We start from the raw sequence: 22,173 nt of genomic DNA, 5'->3' as shown, positions 1-22,173 counted from the left end.
TTCTTGATTACCGACGTAAATGATATGAGTGAAACCTCTCATTTGAATAATCAATCAGCATTAACTTATTTTATTGCTGATTTACATCTTGCGCAAAACAGGCCTGATATTACGGCCTGTTTTTTATCTTTCTTGAAAAACGAAGCACCAAAAGCACAAGTATTATATATTTTGGGCGACTTATTCGAGTACTGGATTGGCGACGATGATGACAGTCCCTTTATTTTGCAAATTTCTCAGGCGATTAAAGCTTTATCATTGCTCGATTGTAAAGTGTATTTTATACACGGCAATCGCGACTTTTTATTAGGCAAACGCTTTGCCAAGCAATCAGGTATGGAGTTACTACCTGAAGTGACGCTAATAGACTTATATGGCACACCTGTTGTTATTATGCATGGCGATACACTTTGTACATGTGATGTTGGCTATCAAGCTTTTCGTAAAAAATCACGAAGTTGGTGGTGGCAAGCGATGATAAAAAGTTTACCCTTATTTGTTCGACGAAAAATTGCCAATAATTATCGCGAGCAAAGTGCGACAGCGACAGCGATGAAGTCGCAAGACATTATGGATGTTACTGAAAGTGAGGTTATTCTTTGTTTGGAGCAATATCAAAGTCAAATCTTGATTCATGGTCATACTCACAGACCAGCGGTACATGATGTAAAGGCAAATAACCAACATGCTCAGCGAATTGTACTAGGAGACTGGTACGAGCAAGGAGCTTGGTTGAAGGTAACACCAACCTCTATGGATTTAATGGACAAACCTTTTGAAATAAAAAGTGATTAATACCCATTAAAATTAGTAACCGATCGTGATTATTCTTTTCTACTGCTTTTTTCACTCCATTATAATGGCTGGATATAGTATATACAGCCATCGTTTTATAGTTGCCATTAGAGCAACATCACTTAAGCAAAGCCGATATTACCTCTTTAGCTAACATTTCTAATATTTCTAACAGCAATAGCGCATTACGTGTTTGCTAAACGCTCAGCTAAATAGCGCACTAAAAGTAGTGTTAGATTTTCGCGACGCGATTTATTTGGCCATACAGCATAATACCCTAACGACTTAATCTTCCAAGTTGGCAGCACATGAACTAACTCCCCTGACTGAATAGCCTCGTCAACAAGTTGCTCAGGTATATAGGTTAACCCCAAGCCCTTTTTTGCAAAATGCACTAAAGCATCTGCGCTGTTTACGCTTAAATTAGAATGGTAACTAATAGTCACTTTCTCACCGTGCTCAGATTCAAATTCAACTGAGTTGGAGCGTATATCAAAACTGATCCAATCCCAGCTTACTATATCTGAAGGCTTATACGGGATGTCACGAGATGAAACATAAGCTTTGCTTGCGACAAGTATTCGCCTACTTTCAAACAGTTTACGCGCCAACATAGAGCTATCTTTTAACCAACCAACACGGATACTTAAATCCAACGATTCATTGAGAATGTCTACTATGTGATCAGTAAAGATCAATGAAAGTGACACTTTAGGATAGAGTTTAGAAAAATCAGCAATCGCACTGGAAATAGGCGACGTTGTTAAAAACGCTGGTAATGAAATTCGCAGTGAGCCAATAGGTTGCTCTGAAAGTGCATTTAACTCGTTTAAACCTGCTTCAGCATTTTTCAGTATTTCTATAGCATGCTTGTAAAAATTACTGCCCTCATTGGTCAGGGTGAGTTTACGCGTTGTTCGATATAATAATGTCACCCCTAAGTATTGCTCAAGATCCGCTACTGTATGGCTGATACGAGACGGTGCTAAATTAAGTGTTTTAGCTGCCCCGCGAAATGAACCTTCATCCACAACCCTAGCAAAAACGGCCATATGCCTTAAGTAATTTATCATTGTTCTTATATTCGGAATTATAAAATCTAATTATTGCACGTATTCAGCACAATAAGAAAAATATATGATCATTCTACATAGAACATAGCACATGCGTAATTCGTAGAATGAATTATTCATTTTTACTAAAAACATCAGGTTTAATTATGAACAACACCAAAAAAATAGTAATTGTAAGTATGGCACTGACTTTCAGCGCTTCATTATTAGCTCAAACAGAAGGATTTTATGTTGCAGGCCAGTTAGGTGCTAGTCAGCAAGTAAAGGACTCTGAACCTTATGGAAACAATATTGCCGTTGATGACGATTTTCCGGCCACATTTGACATAGACAACAGTGCAGTTGGTAGCTTAGGTATTGGTTACATTTTAGATAAAAACATTCGTATTGAAGGTCGTATTGGCTATCGAGATAGTGACTTTAATGCTACACGCTACGGTACAGGTACACGTGCCGGTGAAGAATATATTCTTAAAGGTAGTGTTGAAAGTACCACCTTCACAATAGAAGGCTTTTACGATTTCACTAACGATAGCGCTTTCACTCCTTATATTAAAGCCGGCATTGGATTGTCAGACAACAGCTACTCAGCAAAACTAGGTGGCTCAGGTGTAGCCGCATTTGACCTATTTGATGGTGCAGCCGATGGCTATTACGATAGCTACGCTGACGGTGACTCTACTAAGTTTACTTGGAACTTCGGTGTTGGTGTTAGTTATGAATTATCAGAGCAAACTTCAATTTATGGCGAATACCAATATGCATCTTTTGGCGATGCAATGACCGGACAAGATTCATTTACTGATGGCTTTAAGATCGACAACCTAGCGACTAATGAAGTCGTCATTGGTATTCGTATAACGCTTTAAATTTTTTAGCACATAGTCTAAATAATAGGAAGATCATGAAAACATTAAATAAATTCGTATTAAGCTTGGCACTTACTTTGGTCCCTGTGATTACATTCGCAGAAGTTATTGAAATAGCTACCTTCACACTAAATAAAGGTGTTTCAAATCAAGAATTTTCTACTATTGATAAAGCAGTAGAAACAGAGCATGTAATGAAGCAGCCTGGCTTTATATCTAGAGAAACAGCAAAAAAAGAAAACGGCGAATGGTTAGTCATAGTGCATTGGAATTCACTAAAAGCTGCAGATGCGTCAATGAACAGTTTTATGCAAGTAAAAGCGGCAAGTGAATTTATGTCTAAAATTGATACATCGACCATGGCTATGAATCGCTACACTAAGTAGAACAATGGTGAGAGAAAAAAATTGTGAATGGTAAATATTTAGGCAGCAGATCATACCTAAATTAAGTAATACTAACCACAAACCACGTTATTTATCACTAATGTTAACTCCTGATACTTTTACTTCAGGGGTTAACAATTTCGTTCTTTAAACTTTAATCTAGAACTGAAAATACAAATTTATATTCAATACAATATTTGAGTGTCATTATGAAAAAACCAACGCCAATGCAACTAACCGTTGTAGGTTCACAACAAGTAACCCCTAATATGCAGCGTGTTTTTTTACAAGGCGATGCACTTGCTGACTTTCCTTTAGAATGTGAGGGAAGTTATATCAAATTTTTATTTGATGCCACTGGTAATACTGATTTGAGTGCTATAACTGACGGTTCACGACCGGTAATGCGTACTTATACCATCCGCCGTTTTTCGCCTTCAATATGCGCTATAGAAGTCGACTTTGTTCGCCACATGACACAAGACAACAAGAGTGGCTTTGCTACACGCTGGGCGATGTCGGCCAAAGTTGGCGACAAAGTTTGTATTGCCGGCCCTGGCAAAATAAAAGAGATTAACACAGATACAGATTGGGTTTTTATGGTTGCAGATATGACTGCTTTACCGGCACTTTCTGCAAAGCTTCGTCAGTTATCGTCTGAAGCTAAAGGCTACGCCGTTATCAAAGTTGCTGAAGCTGACGATATTCAAAAAATCGATTTGCCAGAAAATGTGCAGTTAATTTGGCTAACTGAAAGCCAATCACTATCAAAGTCAGTAAAGTCATTACCTTGGTTAGATGGAAAGGTTTCTATCTGGGCGGCATGCGAATTTGATGATATGCGTGAATTACGTCAATACTTTAAAAATGAAAAAGAAGTGGCTCAAGAATCCATCTACATTAGCAGTTATTGGAAAAAAGGCGTGACAGAAGATGGGCATAAGGCTTTTAAACAATTAGACGCTAAAAAAGAGCGTTAATTATAAAAAATGGATCATGGCGCTTCACAAATATAATAAATAAAATAGTTTATATTTGTGAAGGGCCAATTAATTTGTCAGATAACAGACTAGTGTCAATGACTACTTAAGCATTTTACTAATTAGGCATTTGACTACTTACCCAGTCATTTACTCTTCGCTCTAATATTGCCAACGGCATTGCTCCACCACCAAGCACGGTATCGTGAAAACTACGAATATCAAAACGTTCACCCAATGCTTGTTTGGCACTTTCACGTAATGCCAATATTTTTAACATACCAATTTTGTATGATGTTGCTTGCCCTGGTAAAACTAAATAGCGACGCACTTCAGAAACAATAGCTTCTTCAGCAATCGGGGTTTTTTCTTTAAAGTAAGCTATGGCTTGCTCCTCAGTCCAGCCCTTGGTATGTAAACCGGTATCTACCACTAAACGAACTGCACGCCACATTTCATTAACTAAGCGGCCAAAATCAGAGAAATCATCTTGATAAGCCCCCATTTCTTTTGCTAGTAATTCAGCATATAAACCCCAACCTTCGCTGTAAGCTGTAAAGTTTGCTTGCGTGCGAAATTGCGGGACTGACGTTAGCTCTTGTGCAATAGAAATTTGCATATGATGTCCCGGATTACCCTCGTGATATGCAACACCTTCCATTTCATTTTTTGGCATCGCTGACATATCAGATAAGTGCGCGTAATAAACACCTGGGCGACTACCGTCAGGTGTGCCTGGATGGTAATGCTGGGCGGCACCATCTTGCTCTCTGAACGCTTCAACCCGCTTCACGGTTAACCCTGCTTTAGGCAAAATACCAAAATATTCAGGTAGTTGTTCATTAATAAAATCTAAGTATTCTTCCGTATCTGTAATATAGCCTTGTCGGCCGCTATCTGTGTTTGGATAAAAAAATTGTTCATCTGTTTTAATAAAATTAAAAAATGCGGCTAAATCACCTTCAAAACCCACACGGTCTTTAATCTCGATCATTTCTTCTGTGATACGCGCTACCTCTGCAACACCAATGTTGTGTATTTCATTAGCAGACAATGACGTTGTTGTAGAAGCACTTAGCATATAATCGTAAAAAGCTTGACCATTTTTCTGTGTGGAGACACCTGTAGGGTTGCTAACGGTATTAACAATATCACTTTCAAACCAAGTAATTAACGCTTGATAACTCGGTAGGAAGCTTTGCAGTAGCTGCGCTTTGGCATCACTTTTTAATGATAATGCTTGTGCTGCAGTAATTTTTTCAGCATCAATTAAAGTGGTAACCTTTCGTTGTATATCCATCCAAAGTGGTGAATCTACATCCCCTTCAGCTTGAGAGAATGGAACTCCTGTAATCAGGTTGTTTGACTGTTCAATAACACCTTCGTAAGCAAACTTGGGGGGTCTAGTACCTGCGGCGGAATTTTCTTGCGCCCGAACCAGTAATTGATCAATAGCAGTACTAATACCTTTAATTCGCTTGATATAAGCCTGCATGTCACTTAAATCGTCAACTTGATGGAAGTTTATTAAAAACTCGGCAGCAAATGATTGAATGCCGTTAAATTGAGTAAATACATAGCCGTTTTTATTAAATTGTTGCCCGGCTTTAGCTTGTTCATATTGATAAATCCAAATGTCGTATGAAATTTTAGCTTCAGCGGTAAGTTTTTCATAATCAAAGTTGGAGGTTAACTCTGCAACAGTCGCTGCTTGCCAAGCTAACTGTTTTTTCTCAAACGCCACTGACATATCATTAATTTGGTCGTTTTTTTCTTTACGTCCTAAAAATGTCAACAGGATAGGGTTACTTTGCAGTTGCTCTTCATATTTAGTGGCAAACCATTGATTTAACCTTTCAGACTCACTTATATTATTTTGTGTTACACCTTGAGCAGCGGCAACCGCTGTTGGCTCTTGAGAGGTATTTTGTGAAGGACTATTGGGCTGGCATGCAGATAAACATGCTACAGCACCCACCAATGCAATCAGAGTACGCATTTATTACTTTCCTTATATATTAATTGATAGCACTTTAAGAGCGCCTATTTTCATATTACCGAGTTATGATGATAAATAAAAATTTTATCCTACTATATGCATACATATTTAGGTGTTTGTTCTACTTAGCATTATTTCCGCATGGGCAATATCTAATTATATACAGTTAAGGTGTTAGTAAGCCACGTTGAAATTTAAAATCGGAATCTTAGGCATTGATTAATTCAACTTCTTTTTCACCAAAAACTTCACCCGCTCTGTGATGTGTTTACTAGCTAATTTTTCAGTAAGAGAGATATTATTAATAATGACTTAAATTTTAGTCTGTGGAGATTATCCTCAACTTAGATTAAACATAAACTAGGTTGAGGATTATTTTGCAGAATACTAATGCTTAACTTAATTTTTTAGCGAGTACATTATCTAAAGCCAACTTACCTGAACCCGACAACGCTAATGAAATACTTGCTGCTAACAAGGCTAAGCCAAACTCATAGCCGTTGTTCGCCATAAATAAACCATTGGCAAAATGTACTGAGAAAATAGCCACGATCATAGTGAATGAAAGCGCAATAGCAGCTGGGCGTGTTAATAAACCTAACAGAATAAATAAACCACCAAAAAACTCTGCACTACCCGCTAATAACGCCATAATAAAACCAGGCGCCAAACCAATTGACTCCATCCAACCGCCCGTACCTTCAAGACCGTAGCCACCAAACCAGCCAAAGAGTTTTTGTGCGCCATGGGCCATAAAAATAATCCCAATAGGCAGACGAAGTGCTAATGCCGAGAAACCTGCATTTGAATGGGTTAACTTTGCTAATAATATTTTCATTTTAATATCCTGAACCTTGTTAATAATATTAAATGTTATTAAATTCGTTATACGGTTTTATTAGAGACTGTAGTTTTTTATCTCTGCTTGTGCTGCTGCGTACCTTTCTTCGTTACCTGGCATATTCAAACCTTCCGCGTAAATAAAAGTAATGTCATCAAGGCCGAGAAAATTAAAGAAACTCGTTAAATATTGCGTTTGTGAATCACTTACCGTGCCAGCATGTATACCACCTCGCGCCGCCACTATGACTACTTTTTTATTTTTTAATAATCCAACGGGACCATTTTCCGTATAACGAAATGTCACGCCTGCTCGAGCGACTCGGTCTACCCAAGCTTTAAACGTTGACGGCACGCCATAGTTATACATAGGCATAGCAATGACTAAGGTATCGCTAGTTGTTAACTCTTCAATTAAGCTATCAGAAATATGCGTAAGTTTGACCTGCGCGCTATTACGCTCATTTGCTGGAGTCATCCAAGCGGCCATTTCTATTTGAGTTAAATGTTCAAGCCCCTGCTCTGCTAGATCTCGTTCAACAACCTTGACCTCTGAATTTACTGATAAATTAGCGACTAACTCTTGCGCTAATATAGTTGAATTACCTTGCTCACCATTTAATGACGATTTAATAAATAAAATATTATTCATAGCTAACCTCTTATCTTGTGTAAATTTTAACTTGGTCTAGTTTTTACAGTAAAAACTAGCGCTTAAATTCGATGAGCACAGTATTCACTAAAAATGAGAAGAACAAAATTACTAATTTAAGCACAATTCATTCTATTAAATAGAATGTTGGTAACATTCATCTTTTCAATGATGCTAAGTAACAATTCCCTTTAGAAGAATGTTTTATTAACTTTTAACTAATATTGTTACCTTAAGAAGAATGTTAGATTTATTTACAGATAATATATGAGAACGAGTGACGTTAAGCGGTAACCATCGTCAGCAGTTCAATCATTCATCATTTACTAAAAGTGAGTTCAACATGGCAAAAGTACTAACAGCAATCGAACACGACCTTGGTGGTTTGCAAGTAAAACGCGTTTTACCTCATCAAGAAAAACGTATGGTAGGCCCATTTATTTTCTTTGACCAAATGGGCCCTAATGATTTCCCAGCAGGTAAAGGGATTAATGTTAGACCGCATCCACATATTGGACTATCAACCTTAACTTACTTATTTGCAGGGAATATTTTACATCGCGATTCTCTGGGTAATAACCTTGAAATAAGTCCCGGTGATGTTAATTGGATGACCGCAGGGAAAGGTATTACACACTCAGAGCGTGAGTCTTTTGAAGTAAGAGCAAACCCACATGTCATTAGTGGCTTGCAATGCTGGATAGCATTGCCAGAAGATAAAGTTGAAATTGAACCTGCCTTTATTCACGTTAAAAAACAAGACTTACCACACTCGACTTATAAAGATGTCATGATGAGGCTTATTGTAGGTGATGCATACGGGTTAAGTTCACCAGTAAAATGTTATTCACCCATGTTTTATATTGACGTAGTGGCTGGCGCAGAAAGTACTATTACTAAACCGCACCCAACACACGAAACCGCAATATTTGTTATCAGTGGTAAAATTGAAATAAATGGTCAAGCGTATGGCGCAAGTGAATTTGTTTTATTAGGTGAAAATGATCATGATATTACCATGGTCGAAGGCGGACGATTTATCATGCTTGGTGGTGAAAAGTTTCAAAAAGTTCCTTACTTACATTGGAATTTTGTCGCTTACACTAAAGAAAGAATGGAACAAGCCAAAAGCGATTGGAAAAACGGTAAATTCCCCACCATTCCTGGTGATGATAAAGAGTTTATTCCTTTATAAAGCGCGTATCACTAGACTTGTTAGCATTAGCCCTGCTAACAAGTAAAATGTCATGATATTATGTACCGCAGCGGTAAAGTGTAAAAATAAAGCCTATAAGTAGGTAAAATAAAATGAATATTTTATGCTCATTCAGTTAATAACATGCCATATAAAGCAGTAACTACTTTCTTATATGGCATGGTATTACATCGTCACAAAAACACATATATGCAGTTGTTTATTAAAATAATAAAAAAGAGAAAACTATGTTAGAAATGGCAGTCATCTATTTAGCCGCAGCCATCGTAGCTGTGCCCATTGCCAAGCGTTTAGGCCTGGGCTCTGTGCTTGGTTACCTCATTGCCGGCATTATCATTGGTCCCTTTGCTTTTGGGCTTGTTGGCGACCAAACCGATGTCATGCATTTTGCCGAGTTTGGTGTGGTCATGATGCTATTTTTAGTCGGTTTAGAACTACAGCCGTCAAGACTATGGAAGTTAAGACATTCCATAATGGGCTTAGGCGGATTACAAGTTTTACTCACTACAGCGTTATTTTTTGCTGTTGGTTATTTTATCTTAAACTTGCGCTGGGAAGCCTCACTAGCCATAGGACTTATGCTAGCGTTGTCATCAACCGCTATTGTTTTGCAAACGTTGACTGAGAAAGGTTGGATCAAACAAGAAGCCGGTCAAAATGCCTTCTCTGTACTGTTATTTCAAGATATTGCCGTTATTCCAATTTTAGCGTTATTGCCATTACTTGCCTTTAGCGAAATAACCAATGTTGCCACAAGTCATGGTAATTTAATTGAACACCTTCCTGTATACGCACAAGTATTAATATCACTGGCGACCATTGCCGCTATAATATTTTCTGGCAAATACATCGCGACACCACTTTTTCGATATATCGCGGAAACACGTTTGCGTGAGTTATTTACCCTTTTCGCTTTGTTTTTAGTCATTGTTATTGCGGTCATCATGCAAAAAATTGGTTTATCTCCGGCTTTAGGGACATTTTTAGCGGGTGTGGTATTAGCCGAAAGCGAATTTAGACATGAGTTAGAAGTCGATATTGAACCCTTTAAAGGTTTATTGCTTGGGCTGTTTTTTATTACGGTTGGTGCATCTATAGATTTCCCGCTTTTAATCGAACAATTTAGCAATGTGATGATATTTGTTATCGGGCTCATTGTGATTAAAGCTTTCGTGTTATATATCCTTGCTTACGCTTTTAACATTAAAAGTAAACAAAAATTACTGTTTACCTTAGCGTTAGCGCAAGGAGGCGAATTTGCCTTTGTCTTGTTATCACTATCCAGCACATTACAAATTCTCAGTGTAGAGCAAACCAAGTTAACCACTCTAGTTGTTGCCATATCAATGCTAATGGCCCCTTTGCTGTTGATGTTTTATGAAAAAGTTATTAACCGTGAAGATAGCACACAAAAAACCTTTGATAGCCCAGAGGAAATAGAAGCCACTAAGAATGTCATCATTGCTGGCTATGGCCGTTTTGGTCAAGTTATTGGTCGCTTATTAGCGGCGCAAGGTTATCACCTATCGATTCTTGACCATAGCCCAAGCCAAATTGAGCTACTAAGACGCTTTGGTAATAAAGTGTTATATGGCGACGCCGCGCGTATAGACTTGCTAACCGCTTCTGGTGCTAGCGAAGCACAATTACTAGTTATCGCCATTGATGACCCAGACAAAGTGCTAGAAATAGCCACTATGGCGCAAAAGCACTACCCTCATTTAAAAATTGCCGCACGTGCAATTGATCGCCGTCATGCTTATCAATTAATGAAGTTAGGTATTAGTACCTTCAAGCGTGAAACTTTCGACTCAGCACTGAACCTAGGCGTAGAAGTACTTACCCTGTTAGGCAATAAGCCTGCCGATGCCAAACGAGCGGGTGAAATATTTGCCAAACATGATCACGAGTCTTTAACTGCACTAGCTCATTTATGGGGTGATGACCACAGCTATGGCATTGCTGTTAAACAACGTATCGAAGATTTAAAACAAGTATTGAGCAACGATAGAAATGAGCAAGATAAATTAAATACTTGTCGAAAAAGTGACGGTACACCTTGTGATGACATTGTAGAAAGTAATGAGGCAAGTGTTGAAGAAAGTAATGCAACAACTTCGAAACAAACTCAATAATGCGAGCAAATAAATGCTAAGAATATCTTTAGAGCAATGGCGTATGTTTCATGCTGTTGTGGAATTTGGTGGTTTTAATCAAGCGTCTCAAGGCGTACATAAAAGCCAATCAAGTATTCATAACGCTGTCAGTAAAATAGAAGACTCGCTAGGAGTCAAACTATTTAAAATTGAAGGACGTAAAACGGTATTAACCGAGGCCGGTCAATTAATGCTTCAACGGGCAAATTATTTACTTGAAGAAGCGAGAAAAATTGAAGCTATTGGTCAAACATTAAGTCAAGGTATCGAAACTAAGTTAAAAATTGCCGTTGATGAGGTATTCCCACGCACATTGTTATATCAAGTACTGGAAAAAGTTTCCGTGCAATTTCCTTTACTGCAAATTGAATTAATTGAAACCATACTCAGCGGCGCTAGTGAGTTACTTGAACATAATGACGTTGAAATTGCTATATCCCCCATTTCACTTGGTGCTGGCTTTAGTGAAAGCTTGTGTTACATCACCTTTAACGCTGTTGCTAGTCCAACTCACCCTTTACATAAACTTAAACGCAAACTCAGCTTAGAAGACCTTAAGTCTTATCGACAAATAGTCGTGCGAGATTCAGCGCATTTAAATAAAGACAAAAAAGCCAGTGAAGGCTGGCTAGAAGCAAATCAACGCTGGACGGTCAGTCATTTACAAAGCTCAATAGACATGATTTGTCAGGGCTTAGGTTTTGCTTGGTTACCGGTGAGCTTAATTGAACAACAACTCAAAAATAAGCAACTAATCCCCTTAAAGTTAAATGAAAATAGACAGCGCTCTACTCAACTTTACCTTACCTATAAAGATGGCGATTGCCTTGGTCCTGCGGCTAGAAGTTTTATAGCAGAGCTAAGAGCACAATGTCTGAACTTGCAAAACACTTAACAATAAAAACTTTACAATAGTTCTTAAAATACGAATGACATGTACTAATAATGCTAATTTTAAGCTATCAATAAGAACGGTATGATCACTTCAAGAAAACAATTGAAGGAGTTTATCCATGAAATATATTAGAAAGTCAGCAGATCGAGGCAAAGCAAATTTTGGCTGGTTAGATAGCAAGCATAGTTTTTCGTTTGGCAATTACTACGACAAAAAGCATATGGGCGTTTCGGTATTACGGGTAATTAACGATGATATGGTTATGCCAGGAAAAGGTTTTGGTGAACATGGCCACCGCGATATGGAAATTATTTCCTATGTTATCGAAGGAGCACTACAACACGAAGATAATACCGGAAACAGCTATAAAGTGCCCGCCGGTGACGTGCAGCGTATGAGTGCTGGCCGTGGTGTATTACACTCTGAGTTTAATGCTTCAAAGAAAGATAAAGTAAAGTTTTTGCAAATTTGGATACAGCCTAATGTAACAGGCATTAAACCGAGTTATGAGCAAAAAACTATTCGCCAACAAGGTAAATTAACCTCATTAGTTAACCCCAATGGCGATAATGGCGCTTTGTCAATCAACCAAGATGCAAGCATGTCACGTTTAGTGTTGAGCAAAGACGAAGACATCACCTTAAACACTGAGCAGCGCATGGGTTATATGCATATTATTAAAGGCCAATTAAACGTTAACGGCGAACAGTTTTCAGCGGGTGATGGTTTTGCTATTGAACCTGAGCAATCGTTAGAAATAAAAGCAGATGCCGACCTTGAAGCGTTGTGGTTTGATTTACCAATGAGTTAAATCAGTACAATTCAAGACTGAACCCGCGTCTTAATATGCAATAAAGTCAGAGGTATTATTAAATAATGGATATATCCGCAGTATTACTTATTGCTGCTGTAGTTTTACTTATCGGTATTTCCAAATCAGCTTTTGCAGGGGCACTTGGCGTGTTTTCGGTGCCCATTTTAATGTTTAAGTTTAGCGCTATTGAAGCAATAACCTTGATGTTACCTTTGCTGATTATCGCAGATATGATGAGTGTAAAAAGTTTTTGGAAAAAGTGGGACACTGCTTTACTGGCTAAACTAATACCCGGTGCTATTGTGGGTGTTGTGATAGCAAATTTACTGATAGATATTGTCAATGCAGAACACCTGCGTAATTTTATTGCCTTTATTTGCATTACCTTTGCCATTAAAAACATCGGCTTTAAAACATTGCAACTGAGCTTAGTTAATAATCGCTACGGCGCGTATGTTATGTCAGCAATGTCAGGCATTACGAGTACTTTAGTTCACGCTGGCGGCCCGCCCTTAATCATCTACTTTACCGCCATCGGTTTAGCGCAATCAAAATTTGTTGCAACAGCCGCCGCCTTCTTTGCCATCATGAATATCATTAAATTAATTGGCGTTGTATCTTTAGGATTATTAACTTTTGATGTGGTACTTACAGCTCTCGCATTTGTACCTTTAGCTGTGTTCGGAAATTGGCTTGGCGTTAAAATTAATCAACACCTAGATAAACAACGCTTTCTAAAAGTAATGAATTACCTTTTGTTATTACTAGGTATTTGGTTATTCTTTACAAAATAGTGATCATTAATCGCGAAATTAACCAATTTTTAAAATAATGTTAATAAAACATAATCATTTTTGATTATAAAAAATTATTGTTTTATCGGTGAACCACTGTGAAATTTAAAGTCTGTATCTGGCGTTGAAATCAAATCTGCTTCAACCTTACCAAAATGAGCAATACGATCACTAATATCTTTATCTGCAATTTGCTCTGCTAAAGCCAAGTAGTCTTGATAATGTCGAGCTTCTGATCTTAATAACGAGGTGTAAAATTTATTTAAATCATCATCTAAATGAGGCGCTAGCTTTGCAAAGCGCTCGCATGATCTAGCTTCAATATACGCACCACAAATTAGCTTATCAATTAAGGTATCTGGCTCATGTGTTGTAACATGCGTCATCATACCTTTTGCGTAACGGCCAGCTGATGTGTTTTCAAAGGCAATATTACGGCCCTCCATTATTTCTAACACTTGATAAAAGTGATGCAACTCTTCTTTGATTAACAACACCATTTTATCAATCAAATCTTGGCCATACTCAGAGTTACTTTTAGGGAAAACTGATTTTGATAAGGCGTCTTGGTTAGCTAAAGATTGTAAATCCCCTTCTTGACGATATAAGTAACCTTCATAAGGCTTAAACCAATCAGCTAATATTTGTCCGCTTTTCTTATCAACAGCATATTTACGCATAAGGTGCATTGCCGTCTGCCCTGCCTTTAATTCACAAGCAAGGTGGTCCCTTAATATAATGGCTAAATTCTCTGGTTTTTTAGCTTCATCAATCCAAGCATTAGGCGTTTCACATTTAAGAAAGCTTAAGATTGGTGCTAATAATTTTTGGGAAGGCAATTTTTAAAACTCGGTATTTATCTAGAACATTGCAATGATTTTAACATGAATTTTTTTAAATAGGCTAGCTCTCTGACTATTAAAGAGTAATCCCCATTAGGTTTAGCCTTAAAATAAAGTGTTATCCCCTAAAGGGCTAATTTATATCGCTTATAGAACAATTTATGCTAACAATTAGAGTCTAAAAACTTACAATGTACAGATAAACAGTCAGTCCATAAAGAAGGTATTCAAAGTAAAGTACAGATAAGTGTTTGTCAGCTTCAGCTTCTTCAAGCAAAATAGTAGTATCGCTACTTTTATAAAATTATTGATCGGCATAAGTTATTTAGACACACCATAAAGAACGTTATTAATAACTTTTTTTACTTTAAAGGCCCAGTACTTGAGTTACCAATAAACCATGGTGTAATAGTTTTGATACTAAATTAACCGAGAGCTATCGGCTATTTAGGTATAACGAACTCAATTAAATGAATAAAGTTATGCTATTTGTTATGATAATAGCAATTCAATTATATTAAATTGCCTTATAATTATTTTTGACCAAAATACAGTGAACTAATGATGAAAAAAACGGAAGCAAAATCACTAACAGACAAACACAAAGACTTAACCCATAGTGAGCATCAAACCGTACTTTCACATGTACAACGTGAAGTAGATGAATGGTACTTAAATACCATCATGTTAAAAGGTATTGATGTGCCCTTTAAATATCGTAGAAAAAAGCTGTATAAATCATTACAAAATCAGCTGGTCAATATTACCTATTATCCAGCGACTGAAACGGTTGCCGGTTTTGAACTTGAAGTCATGAAAATTGTTCGAATTAAAGTCTGTTAAATCCGTTTTTCACCCGAAAAACTGGACAATTAGACTGGTAGATGGCTAAAAAACATCTATTTACGTTGAAATATCAAACAAGTCTTGACGAATCCCTCGCCATCTTACATAAATAACATATCAACAATAAAAATAAGAAAGTTGATTAGAATGTAAGGTCGCAGAATTTTACTTATATCTGCATTATTTTTGGGGACAGAGAGAGGTATTTAACATGATCTTAAATCATATCTGGGGGCTTTATACTGCACCTAAAAAAGAATGGCAAACAATTGAGAAGCGTCACGAGAGTTTAATGTATTCGATGGTGCATATACTCACCATTGCATTAATTCCAGCTATTTGTGGTTATTATGCTGCAGCGCATATTGGTTGGTCTATCGGTGCTGGAGATCCAATTAAACTGACAGAGTCAAACGCTCTATTTATGTCAGTAGCAATGTACTTTGGTTTAATTCTAGGTGTTTTTTCTTTAGCCATTTTAATTCAGTGGATGGCAAAAACTTTTGATTCAAAACCTGACTTCACCCAATCGTTAGAATTAGCAGCATACACAGCTACCCCATTATTAATGGCAGGGTTAACCGCATTATTTCCTGTTTTATGGTTTGTTGTACTCGCTGGGTTAGCGGCATTATGTTATTCAGTTTACCTACTTTATTCAGGTGTACCGATTATGATGAATATACCTGAAGAAAAAGGCTTTATTTATTCAAGCTCAGTAGTTACATGTGGTTTAGTACTTATTGTAGCCTTAATGGCCGCCAGTGCTATCGTATTTAACTCTGGTTTAGGTGTTGAATACGTCAGTTGATTTGATAACAGCCATAAAAAAACCGCTTAATAGCGGTTTTTTTATGACTTAAATTTGGTATTCAATGTTATCAGTTAATAAATACCTAAATCCCCATCATGCTTTATTCAGCACCTTCATTATACATATCAATAATTGAGTCAGCATTTTTGTCTGAAGTTTCTTTAGTTTCATTATTTCGCATCGCATCTAATCTATCTAAATAGCTTTGGTCGATGTCTTTTGTCACATATTCGCCGTTAAAAACTGAGGTTTCAAACTCTGTAATATCTGGGTTAGCCGTTGATACAGCTGACACTAAATCTTCTAAAGTTTGAAATATTAACTTATCAGCACCGATAATTTCGCAAATATCATCAAGGTCTCGACCATGTGCAATTAATTCATTTGCACTTGGCATATCAATACCATAAACATTAGGGAAGCGTATTTCAGGCGCTGCAGATGCAAAGTATACTTTTTTAGCGCCGGCTGCTCTTGCCATTTCAATGATTTGACCTGAGGTAGTGCCACGGACAATAGAGTCATCTACGAGTAAAACATTTTTACCCACAAATTCTGCACCGATAGCGTTCAGTTTACGACGTACTGATTTTTTACGCTGCTCTTGTCCTGGCATAATAAACGTGCGGCCAATGTAGCGATTTTTAACAAAACCCTGACGATATGGAATATTCAGATGACGAGCAATTTCTAGCGCTGTATCACAAGAAGTTTCAGGGATAGGGATCACAACATCTATATCGATGTCATCCCATTCTTTAGCAATTTTATCGCCAAGTTTTTTACCCATATCAACACGAGATCCGTAAACAGAAATTTTATCAATAGATGAGTCAGGGCGAGCGAAGTAAACATATTCAAAAATACAAGGGTGAAAAGAAGGGTTTTCAGCACATTGTTGGCTATGAATTTGGCCTGATTCGGTGAAGAAAATAGCTTCACCAGGCGCTACATCACGAACAAATTCGAACTCGTTAGCGTCAAGCGCAACCGATTCAGATGCAACCATATACTCAACACCTGATGTACTTTCGCGCTTACCAAATACTAGCGGACGAATACCGTTAGGGTCACGAAATGCCACCATGCCATAACCAATAATTAAGGCAACCGTTGCATAGGCGCCACGTACACGCTTATGAACATTACTTATTGCGGTAAAAATATCACTAGGGTCTAATTTATGCTGTTCTGAATTTTGTAATTCATGACCTAAAATATTAAGTAATAGTTCAGAGTCAGATGTAGTATTAACATGACGTCGAGCTTCACTGTTAAGCCATAATTTAAGCTCTTCAGCGTTCGTCAAATTACCGTTATGCGCTAATGAAATACCAAAAGGTGAGTTAGCATAAAAAGGCTGCGCTTCTGAAGAGCTAGACGTACCAGCCGTTGGGTAGCGAATATGCCCAATACCCATATTACCTTGAAGGCGCAACATATGACGAGTATGAAAAACATCTTTAACTAAACCATTACCTTTGCGTAATCTAAAGGTGTTTTCGTGAATAGTCACGATACCCGCAGCGTCTTGTCCACGATGCTGTAAAACCGTTAAACCATCATACAATGCTTGACCAACGGGGGATTTACCAACAATACCAACAATACCACACATGCACTTATTCTCCGACGAACTAGGTTTAAATACTAAGCTAAAAAACTTGACGATTGTTTGAGATATTCAAAAAACCATTCAACTATTAATGTAAATTCTGGAACCAATTGAGAGTTTTGCCACCAAGTTGCAGAGGACGCAGGTGTAAATGCGTCCATAAAAAATAAAACTGCGGCAATAATCAGTACGCCTCTTAGCGCACCAAAAACGATACCTAATACTCTGTCTGTGCCAGACAAACCAGTTTTACTAACCAGTTGTCCAATAACGTAATTAACCAATGCGCCTAAGATTAGCGTGGAGATAAATAAAATAGCAATCGAGGCAGCATTACGCAGCAGTTGGTCGGAAATATTGGTAAGTAGAGTCGACAAATTAAGATAGAAGGTACTTGCGACAAAGAAAGCACTGATCCAGACAATTAAAGACACAGCTTCTTTGACAAAGCCACGCACTAAACTTATTAAAGCTGAAATGCCAATAACAGCCAAAATGGCATAATCTATCCAAACCATAAATCGAATATTCTCATTGATTAGAGGCGCGCATTCTACCAGAAGCCGCCTAGGATTTGCTAATAATTTTATTATTTAGCGGGATAGAATCGAGCAACTTTACCTTGTACATTTGTTAGCTTTTTCAATGCTGGTAGTTTTTCTTCTAGCGATGATTTTATTAATTCAGGTCCAATAAAAACTTTGGTCAACTTTCCTGACTTAGTCTTAATAGTTTTAGTAAAGGCGGTGTAGCCTTCTTTTTGTAACTTGCTGACCAATTCATCAACATTGTTTTGGTGACGAAAACTGCCTAATTGAATAACCCATGCTTGCTCTGTTACGGCTTTACTTGGTGATTTTTTTACCACTTTATCAATCGTATTTTTTGCTGCTAGTGTAGCTTTATCCGAAGAAAAAGGTGCTTCTTTAGCTAGCGTGGTTACCGTAACATCTTTTTCTTTAAGCGCATTCGCTGAATCTATAACACTTTGATCGTCGAGCGCTAACTCATCAGTAAAATCTTCTGTGGGTAAATTAGCGAGTTTGTGCTCAGGAAAGCTGGTATTTTCTTGAGTTAAATTAACTTGCGGAGCATCTGGAATCGCTTCAAAGTTATCTTGGTATGTTTTTTTGTCGCCATCAAGTACATCAGGTAAAAATATAATAGCGATAGCCGCAACGATAATAGTACCAACTAAACGATTTTGAAATGGTGTAGACAAATTAAACTCCAATCATAGTTAAACTAACAAACGTCTTATTTCAGCAACCGTAAAGAAAGATCCAAAAACCAGAATAAGATCAGTTGCTTTTGCATTATGTTTTGCCATTTTAAATGCCTGAGAGACATTGTCAAAGCAATTCACCTTTGTCGTGTCTATTTGTGTAGATTCTAAGATACTTTTTGCTGCACGCCCCCTTGGAGCGTCAAGCGTACCAATATACCAATGCGAAACTAAAGGTAAAAGTGGCGCGACAGTATTTGTTGTATCTTTATCAGCAAGCATTCCTAAAACAGCATGTACCTTGGGATAATTCAATTGTTGTAATTGTGAGGCTAGGTATCTTGCAGCTTGTGGGTTATGCCCAACATCTAAAATAACATCGCAACCATCACTAAACTTCTCCATTCTGCCAGCAACAATAGTTTCATCAATCACTGTATTTATAAATGTGCTGTCTAGCGTTAACGCAAGCTTATCAGATAATACACTAAGCACCATTATTGCTGTGCAAACATTGTCTTGTGGTATTTTACAATCAGAAAGCCCTGAAAACTTATGCCTATCACTTTGCCACTGCCAATCATTGTTATTAGATTGTTCAATCATAAAGTTTTTGTCGCGAAAGTATGATTTAGCGCCAATGCATTTTGCATGTTCTATCATTGAGTTTGGTGGGTTGGTATCACCAATGACTGCAATTTTGTTGGAGCGCATTATCCCAGCTTTCTCAAAACCAATGGCTTCGCGAGTATTGCCCAAATAAGCTTGATGATCGAGATCAATAGTCGTAATCACAGCAACATCTGCATCAACGATATTGGTAGCATCCAAACGCCCGCCTAAACCAACCTCAAGAATAATAACATCGGGCTGCTGTGCGGTTAAAATTAACAAAGCCGCTAATGTTGTATATTCATAATAAGTTAAGGATATGTCTTCGCGAGTTCGCTCGATAGTTTCAAAGGCATTAACCAAGTCATCATCATTTACTTCAACTTTATTGAGGCGCAAACGCTCATTAAAGCGTTCAATATGTGGAGATGAATATACCGAGCACGTTAAATTTTGAGCTAAAAAAGCATTCTCTAAAAATGCACAGGTTGTGCCTTTACCATTAGTGCCAGCAACCGTGATAACAGTAGACGAAGGAAATGCAATATTAAGCTTTTTGGCAACAGCATTAATGCGAGTTAAGCCAAGCTCTATTTCAACTGAATGAATACTCTCTAAATAAGAAAGCCATTCAGTGAGATTGTTTCTCGCTGAATGGCCTTTAATCATTTTTGACATGAATTTTCCGTTATGCTGCTGGGCTATCTTGCCCCATAAACTTAGCAAGCATTCTTGCTAAAGTACTGCGCATTTCGCGACGATCTACAATAATGTCAATCGCGCCTTTTTCTTTTAAGAATTCACTACGCTGAAAGCCTTCAGGTAGTTTTTCACGTACTGTTTGTTCGATAACGCGCGGACCTGCAAAGCCAATTAATGCTTTAGGCTCGGCAACATTAATGTCACCTAACATAGCTAAACTTGCTGAAACACCACCCATAGTAGGATCGGTTAGCACTGAAACATAAGGAAGGCCTTTTTCACTCATTTTAGCTAATGCTGCACTGGTTTTTGCCATTTGCATTAGTGAAAACAATGCTTCTTGCATACGTGCGCCGCCACTGGCAGAAAAACAAACAAAGGGTACGTTATGCTTTAAACAATATTCGACACCTTTAACAAAGCGAGCACCAACAACAGACGCCATTGAGCCACCCAAGAAACCAAATTCAAATGCAGCTACCACAATAGGTTGCCCATGAAGTTCGCCTCTCATAACCACTAGCGCATCTTTTTCACCGGTACTTTTTTGCGCCGCTGAAATACGATCTTTATAGCGTTTAGAGTCTTTAAATTTAAGAATATCTTGTGCTTCAAACTCTTCACCTAGTTCAACTCGCTCGCCTTGGTCAAGAAAACCATCGATACGTTTGCGTGCAGAAATACGCATGTGATGATCACACTTTGGACAAACTGACATTTGTCGATCTAGCTCAACTTTATAAAGCACCGCGTTACAGCTAGAACACTTACTCCAAACACCTTCTGGAATATTTCTTTTTTGTGTTGCTTTTGCTTTTGGGAGAATCTTTTCAATCCAGCTCATAATATATTTTTGCCTATACACGAAAAAATTTAATAATTGTTTAAAATACAACCACTAAATATAAAATTTTTGCTAATTCGTTGAATTAGACCATAGAACACCTACACAATTATAGGAAAAACTGGTCTGTTTTCTTCTTATTCACTTATTTGAGTAATTAACTACGCTACTGTTTCATTTAAAAAAATGTCTAATGACTAACGAAAATCAAACAGTTTAATTGCGTATCTATCTTTATAACACGATTATTGCCTAAGATAGTCATTAAATAAGTTATCAATCAACATGGCTTTAATATTGATTATAGTAGAAATAATGGTCCTGGGCTACGCTTTGGAATACCGAACGTTTCTGGGTAATCCACATCAACAAAATAGAGTCCCGCAGAAGGAGCCGTAATACCCGCAACACAACGGTTTTTAGCCTCAAGTACTTCTTTGAGCCAACTAACAGGTTTTAGTTCCTGACCGACTTTCATTAAACTACCTGCAATATTTCTCACCATATGGTGTAAAAATGCATTGCCTTTAATATCAATAATAACGAACTCACCTTGGCGAGAAACATTACAATAGTGCAAAGTTCTAGTGGGCGAATTTGACTGACAGTGCACGGTTCTAAATGATGTAAAGTCATGACGTCCAACTAAGTATTGTGCCGCTTGATGCATTAAATTTTCATTTAGTGGGTAATGGCAAAAACTAATACCAGAACTTAAAATAGCCGACCGTAGACGATTATTATTAATGATATAACGGTAGCGCCGAGCTGTTGCGCTAAAGCGAGCATGAAAGTCAGTATTAACTTCTTTCACCCAAGATACGGCAATGTCTTTAGGTAAGTTAGTGTTAACCCCTAATGTCCACGCAACATCTTTACGCACCTTTTCTGTTTCAAAATGAATGACCTGATTGGTCGCATTAACCCCAGTATCGGTTCTGCCTGCGCAGACCACCTCAATGGGTTCATTGGCAATTTTTGATAAAGCTTTTTCTACCGACTCTTGAACGCTAATTACATTCTTTTGTCTTTGCCAACCGTAGTAGTTACTACCATCGTATTCTATGCCTAAAGCGTAACGCATTTTATCCTCCATTGCTAAGGTGAGACATTATCCATTATTTTACGCGTTATACCAATTGAATTAATGTATTCAACACTTTGCAATAATTAAAAAGTATAAAGGCTGCAAAGAGCAGCCTTA

At 37.6% G+C, this 22,173-nt stretch carries 22 protein-coding genes; 11 read left to right on the top strand and 11 right to left on the bottom strand.

Translation table 11 applies throughout. The features are described 5' to 3' along the window. The first annotated feature begins 24 nt into the window (after positions 1–24). A complete protein-coding gene (locus DBO93_RS04580; RefSeq protein WP_108457749.1) occupies positions 25–795 on the top strand; it encodes a UDP-2,3-diacylglucosamine diphosphatase in 771 nt (256 codons plus the stop codon). A gap of 185 nt (positions 796–980) precedes the next feature. Here DBO93_RS04580 and DBO93_RS04575 read toward each other — a convergent pair whose 3' ends face one another. Then, positions 981–1,868, bottom strand: coding sequence for a LysR family transcriptional regulator (locus DBO93_RS04575; RefSeq protein WP_108455276.1), 888 nt, complete (start codon positions 1,866–1,868; stop codon positions 981–983). A gap of 146 nt (positions 1,869–2,014) precedes the next feature. Here DBO93_RS04575 and DBO93_RS04570 point away from each other — a divergent pair, with 146 nt between their 5' ends. The 3 genes from DBO93_RS04570 (at position 2,015) to DBO93_RS04560 (ending at position 4,103) form a co-directional block, all read left to right on the top strand. Beyond that, positions 2,015–2,737, top strand: a complete 723-nt coding sequence (locus DBO93_RS04570; protein ID WP_108457748.1) for an outer membrane beta-barrel protein — start codon at positions 2,015–2,017, stop codon at positions 2,735–2,737. Positions 2,738–2,772: 35 nt separating this feature from the next. Beyond that, the gene (locus DBO93_RS04565; RefSeq protein WP_108455275.1) at positions 2,773–3,123 is read left to right on the top strand and encodes a hypothetical protein; all 351 of its coding nucleotides are present in this window, start codon (positions 2,773–2,775) and stop codon (positions 3,121–3,123) included. 209 nt (positions 3,124–3,332) lie between these two features. Continuing rightward, the gene (locus tag DBO93_RS04560) at positions 3,333–4,103 is read left to right on the top strand and encodes a siderophore-interacting protein (protein ID WP_108455274.1); all 771 of its coding nucleotides are present in this window, start codon (positions 3,333–3,335) and stop codon (positions 4,101–4,103) included. A gap of 118 nt (positions 4,104–4,221) precedes the next feature. Here DBO93_RS04560 and DBO93_RS04555 read toward each other — a convergent pair whose 3' ends face one another. The 3 genes from DBO93_RS04555 to DBO93_RS04545 form a co-directional block, all read right to left on the bottom strand. Further along, positions 4,222–6,102: a DUF885 domain-containing protein gene (locus DBO93_RS04555; RefSeq protein ID WP_108455273.1), complete on the bottom strand. Its 1,881-nt coding sequence runs from the start codon at positions 6,100–6,102 to the stop codon at positions 4,222–4,224. A gap of 394 nt (positions 6,103–6,496) precedes the next feature. Further along, entirely contained in the window at positions 6,497–6,940 is a 444-nt protein-coding gene (locus DBO93_RS04550) for a DoxX family protein (protein WP_108455272.1), read from the bottom strand. A gap of 60 nt (positions 6,941–7,000) precedes the next feature. After that, positions 7,001–7,594: an NAD(P)H-dependent oxidoreductase gene (locus DBO93_RS04545; protein WP_108455271.1), complete on the bottom strand. Its 594-nt coding sequence runs from the start codon at positions 7,592–7,594 to the stop codon at positions 7,001–7,003. Positions 7,595–7,937: 343 nt separating this feature from the next. On the opposite strand from DBO93_RS04545, the gene DBO93_RS04540 reads away from it, so the two are divergent. The 5 genes from DBO93_RS04540 (at position 7,938) to DBO93_RS04520 (ending at position 13,469) form a co-directional block, all read left to right on the top strand. Continuing rightward, positions 7,938–8,789: a pirin family protein gene (locus tag DBO93_RS04540; RefSeq protein WP_108455270.1), complete on the top strand. Its 852-nt coding sequence runs from the start codon at positions 7,938–7,940 to the stop codon at positions 8,787–8,789. A gap of 248 nt (positions 8,790–9,037) precedes the next feature. Further along, positions 9,038–10,945, top strand: coding sequence for a monovalent cation:proton antiporter-2 (CPA2) family protein (locus DBO93_RS04535; RefSeq protein WP_108455269.1), 1,908 nt, complete (start codon positions 9,038–9,040; stop codon positions 10,943–10,945). Between the two features lie 13 nt (positions 10,946–10,958). Continuing rightward, the gene (locus tag DBO93_RS04530; RefSeq protein ID WP_108455268.1) at positions 10,959–11,861 is read left to right on the top strand and encodes a LysR family transcriptional regulator; all 903 of its coding nucleotides are present in this window, start codon (positions 10,959–10,961) and stop codon (positions 11,859–11,861) included. A 118-nt stretch (positions 11,862–11,979) separates the two neighbouring features. After that, a complete protein-coding gene (locus tag DBO93_RS04525; protein ID WP_108455267.1) occupies positions 11,980–12,672 on the top strand; it encodes a pirin family protein in 693 nt (230 codons plus the stop codon). 65 nt (positions 12,673–12,737) lie between these two features. Continuing rightward, positions 12,738–13,469: a sulfite exporter TauE/SafE family protein gene (locus tag DBO93_RS04520; RefSeq protein ID WP_108455266.1), complete on the top strand. Its 732-nt coding sequence runs from the start codon at positions 12,738–12,740 to the stop codon at positions 13,467–13,469. Between the two features lie 74 nt (positions 13,470–13,543). Here the strand turns inward: DBO93_RS04520 and DBO93_RS04515 are convergent, their stop codons facing one another. After that, positions 13,544–14,308 carry a tRNA isopentenyl-2-thiomethyl-A-37 hydroxylase MiaE gene (locus tag DBO93_RS04515; RefSeq protein WP_108455265.1) on the bottom strand — a complete coding sequence of 255 codons (765 nt, stop codon included), beginning with the start codon at positions 14,306–14,308 and terminating at the stop codon, positions 13,544–13,546. A gap of 564 nt (positions 14,309–14,872) precedes the next feature. On the opposite strand from DBO93_RS04515, the gene DBO93_RS04510 reads away from it, so the two are divergent. Together DBO93_RS04510 and DBO93_RS04505 are read left to right on the top strand one after the other, a co-directional pair. After that, entirely contained in the window at positions 14,873–15,154 is a 282-nt protein-coding gene (locus tag DBO93_RS04510; RefSeq protein ID WP_108455264.1) for a hypothetical protein, read from the top strand. A 214-nt stretch (positions 15,155–15,368) separates the two neighbouring features. Beyond that, entirely contained in the window at positions 15,369–15,968 is a 600-nt protein-coding gene (locus tag DBO93_RS04505) for a Yip1 family protein (protein ID WP_108455263.1), read from the top strand. A gap of 103 nt (positions 15,969–16,071) precedes the next feature. Here the strand turns inward: DBO93_RS04505 and purF are convergent, their stop codons facing one another. The 6 genes from purF to truA all read right to left on the bottom strand — a co-directional run bounded on the left by purF (position 16,072) and on the right by truA (position 22,053). Next, on the bottom strand, positions 16,072–17,589 hold the full coding sequence (gene purF / locus DBO93_RS04500) for an amidophosphoribosyltransferase (protein WP_108455262.1): 1,518 nt from the start codon (positions 17,587–17,589) through the stop codon (positions 16,072–16,074). A gap of 32 nt (positions 17,590–17,621) precedes the next feature. Then, positions 17,622–18,104: a CvpA family protein gene (locus tag DBO93_RS04495; RefSeq protein WP_108455261.1), complete on the bottom strand. Its 483-nt coding sequence runs from the start codon at positions 18,102–18,104 to the stop codon at positions 17,622–17,624. A gap of 71 nt (positions 18,105–18,175) precedes the next feature. Beyond that, on the bottom strand, positions 18,176–18,808 hold the full coding sequence (locus DBO93_RS04490; RefSeq protein WP_108455260.1) for an SPOR domain-containing protein: 633 nt from the start codon (positions 18,806–18,808) through the stop codon (positions 18,176–18,178). Between the two features lie 18 nt (positions 18,809–18,826). Beyond that, the gene (gene folC / locus DBO93_RS04485) at positions 18,827–20,101 is read right to left on the bottom strand and encodes a bifunctional tetrahydrofolate synthase/dihydrofolate synthase (RefSeq protein ID WP_108455259.1); all 1,275 of its coding nucleotides are present in this window, start codon (positions 20,099–20,101) and stop codon (positions 18,827–18,829) included. Positions 20,102–20,111: 10 nt separating this feature from the next. Then, positions 20,112–20,969 carry an acetyl-CoA carboxylase, carboxyltransferase subunit beta gene (accD, locus tag DBO93_RS04480; RefSeq protein ID WP_108455258.1) on the bottom strand — a complete coding sequence of 286 codons (858 nt, stop codon included), beginning with the start codon at positions 20,967–20,969 and terminating at the stop codon, positions 20,112–20,114. A 301-nt stretch (positions 20,970–21,270) separates the two neighbouring features. Continuing rightward, positions 21,271–22,053 (bottom strand): tRNA pseudouridine(38-40) synthase TruA, encoded by a 783-nt coding sequence (gene truA, locus DBO93_RS04475; protein WP_108455257.1) that lies wholly within the window; start codon positions 22,051–22,053, stop codon positions 21,271–21,273. Between the last annotated feature and the right edge of the window lie 120 nt (positions 22,054–22,173).

This window comes from Colwellia sp. Arc7-D, from assembly GCF_003061515.1.
In the GTDB taxonomy this organism is placed as follows: Bacteria; Pseudomonadota; Gammaproteobacteria; order Enterobacterales; family Alteromonadaceae; genus Cognaticolwellia.
The sequence above is the reverse complement of the archived record's forward strand: the minus strand, read 5'-3'. Positions and strand labels throughout refer to the sequence as shown.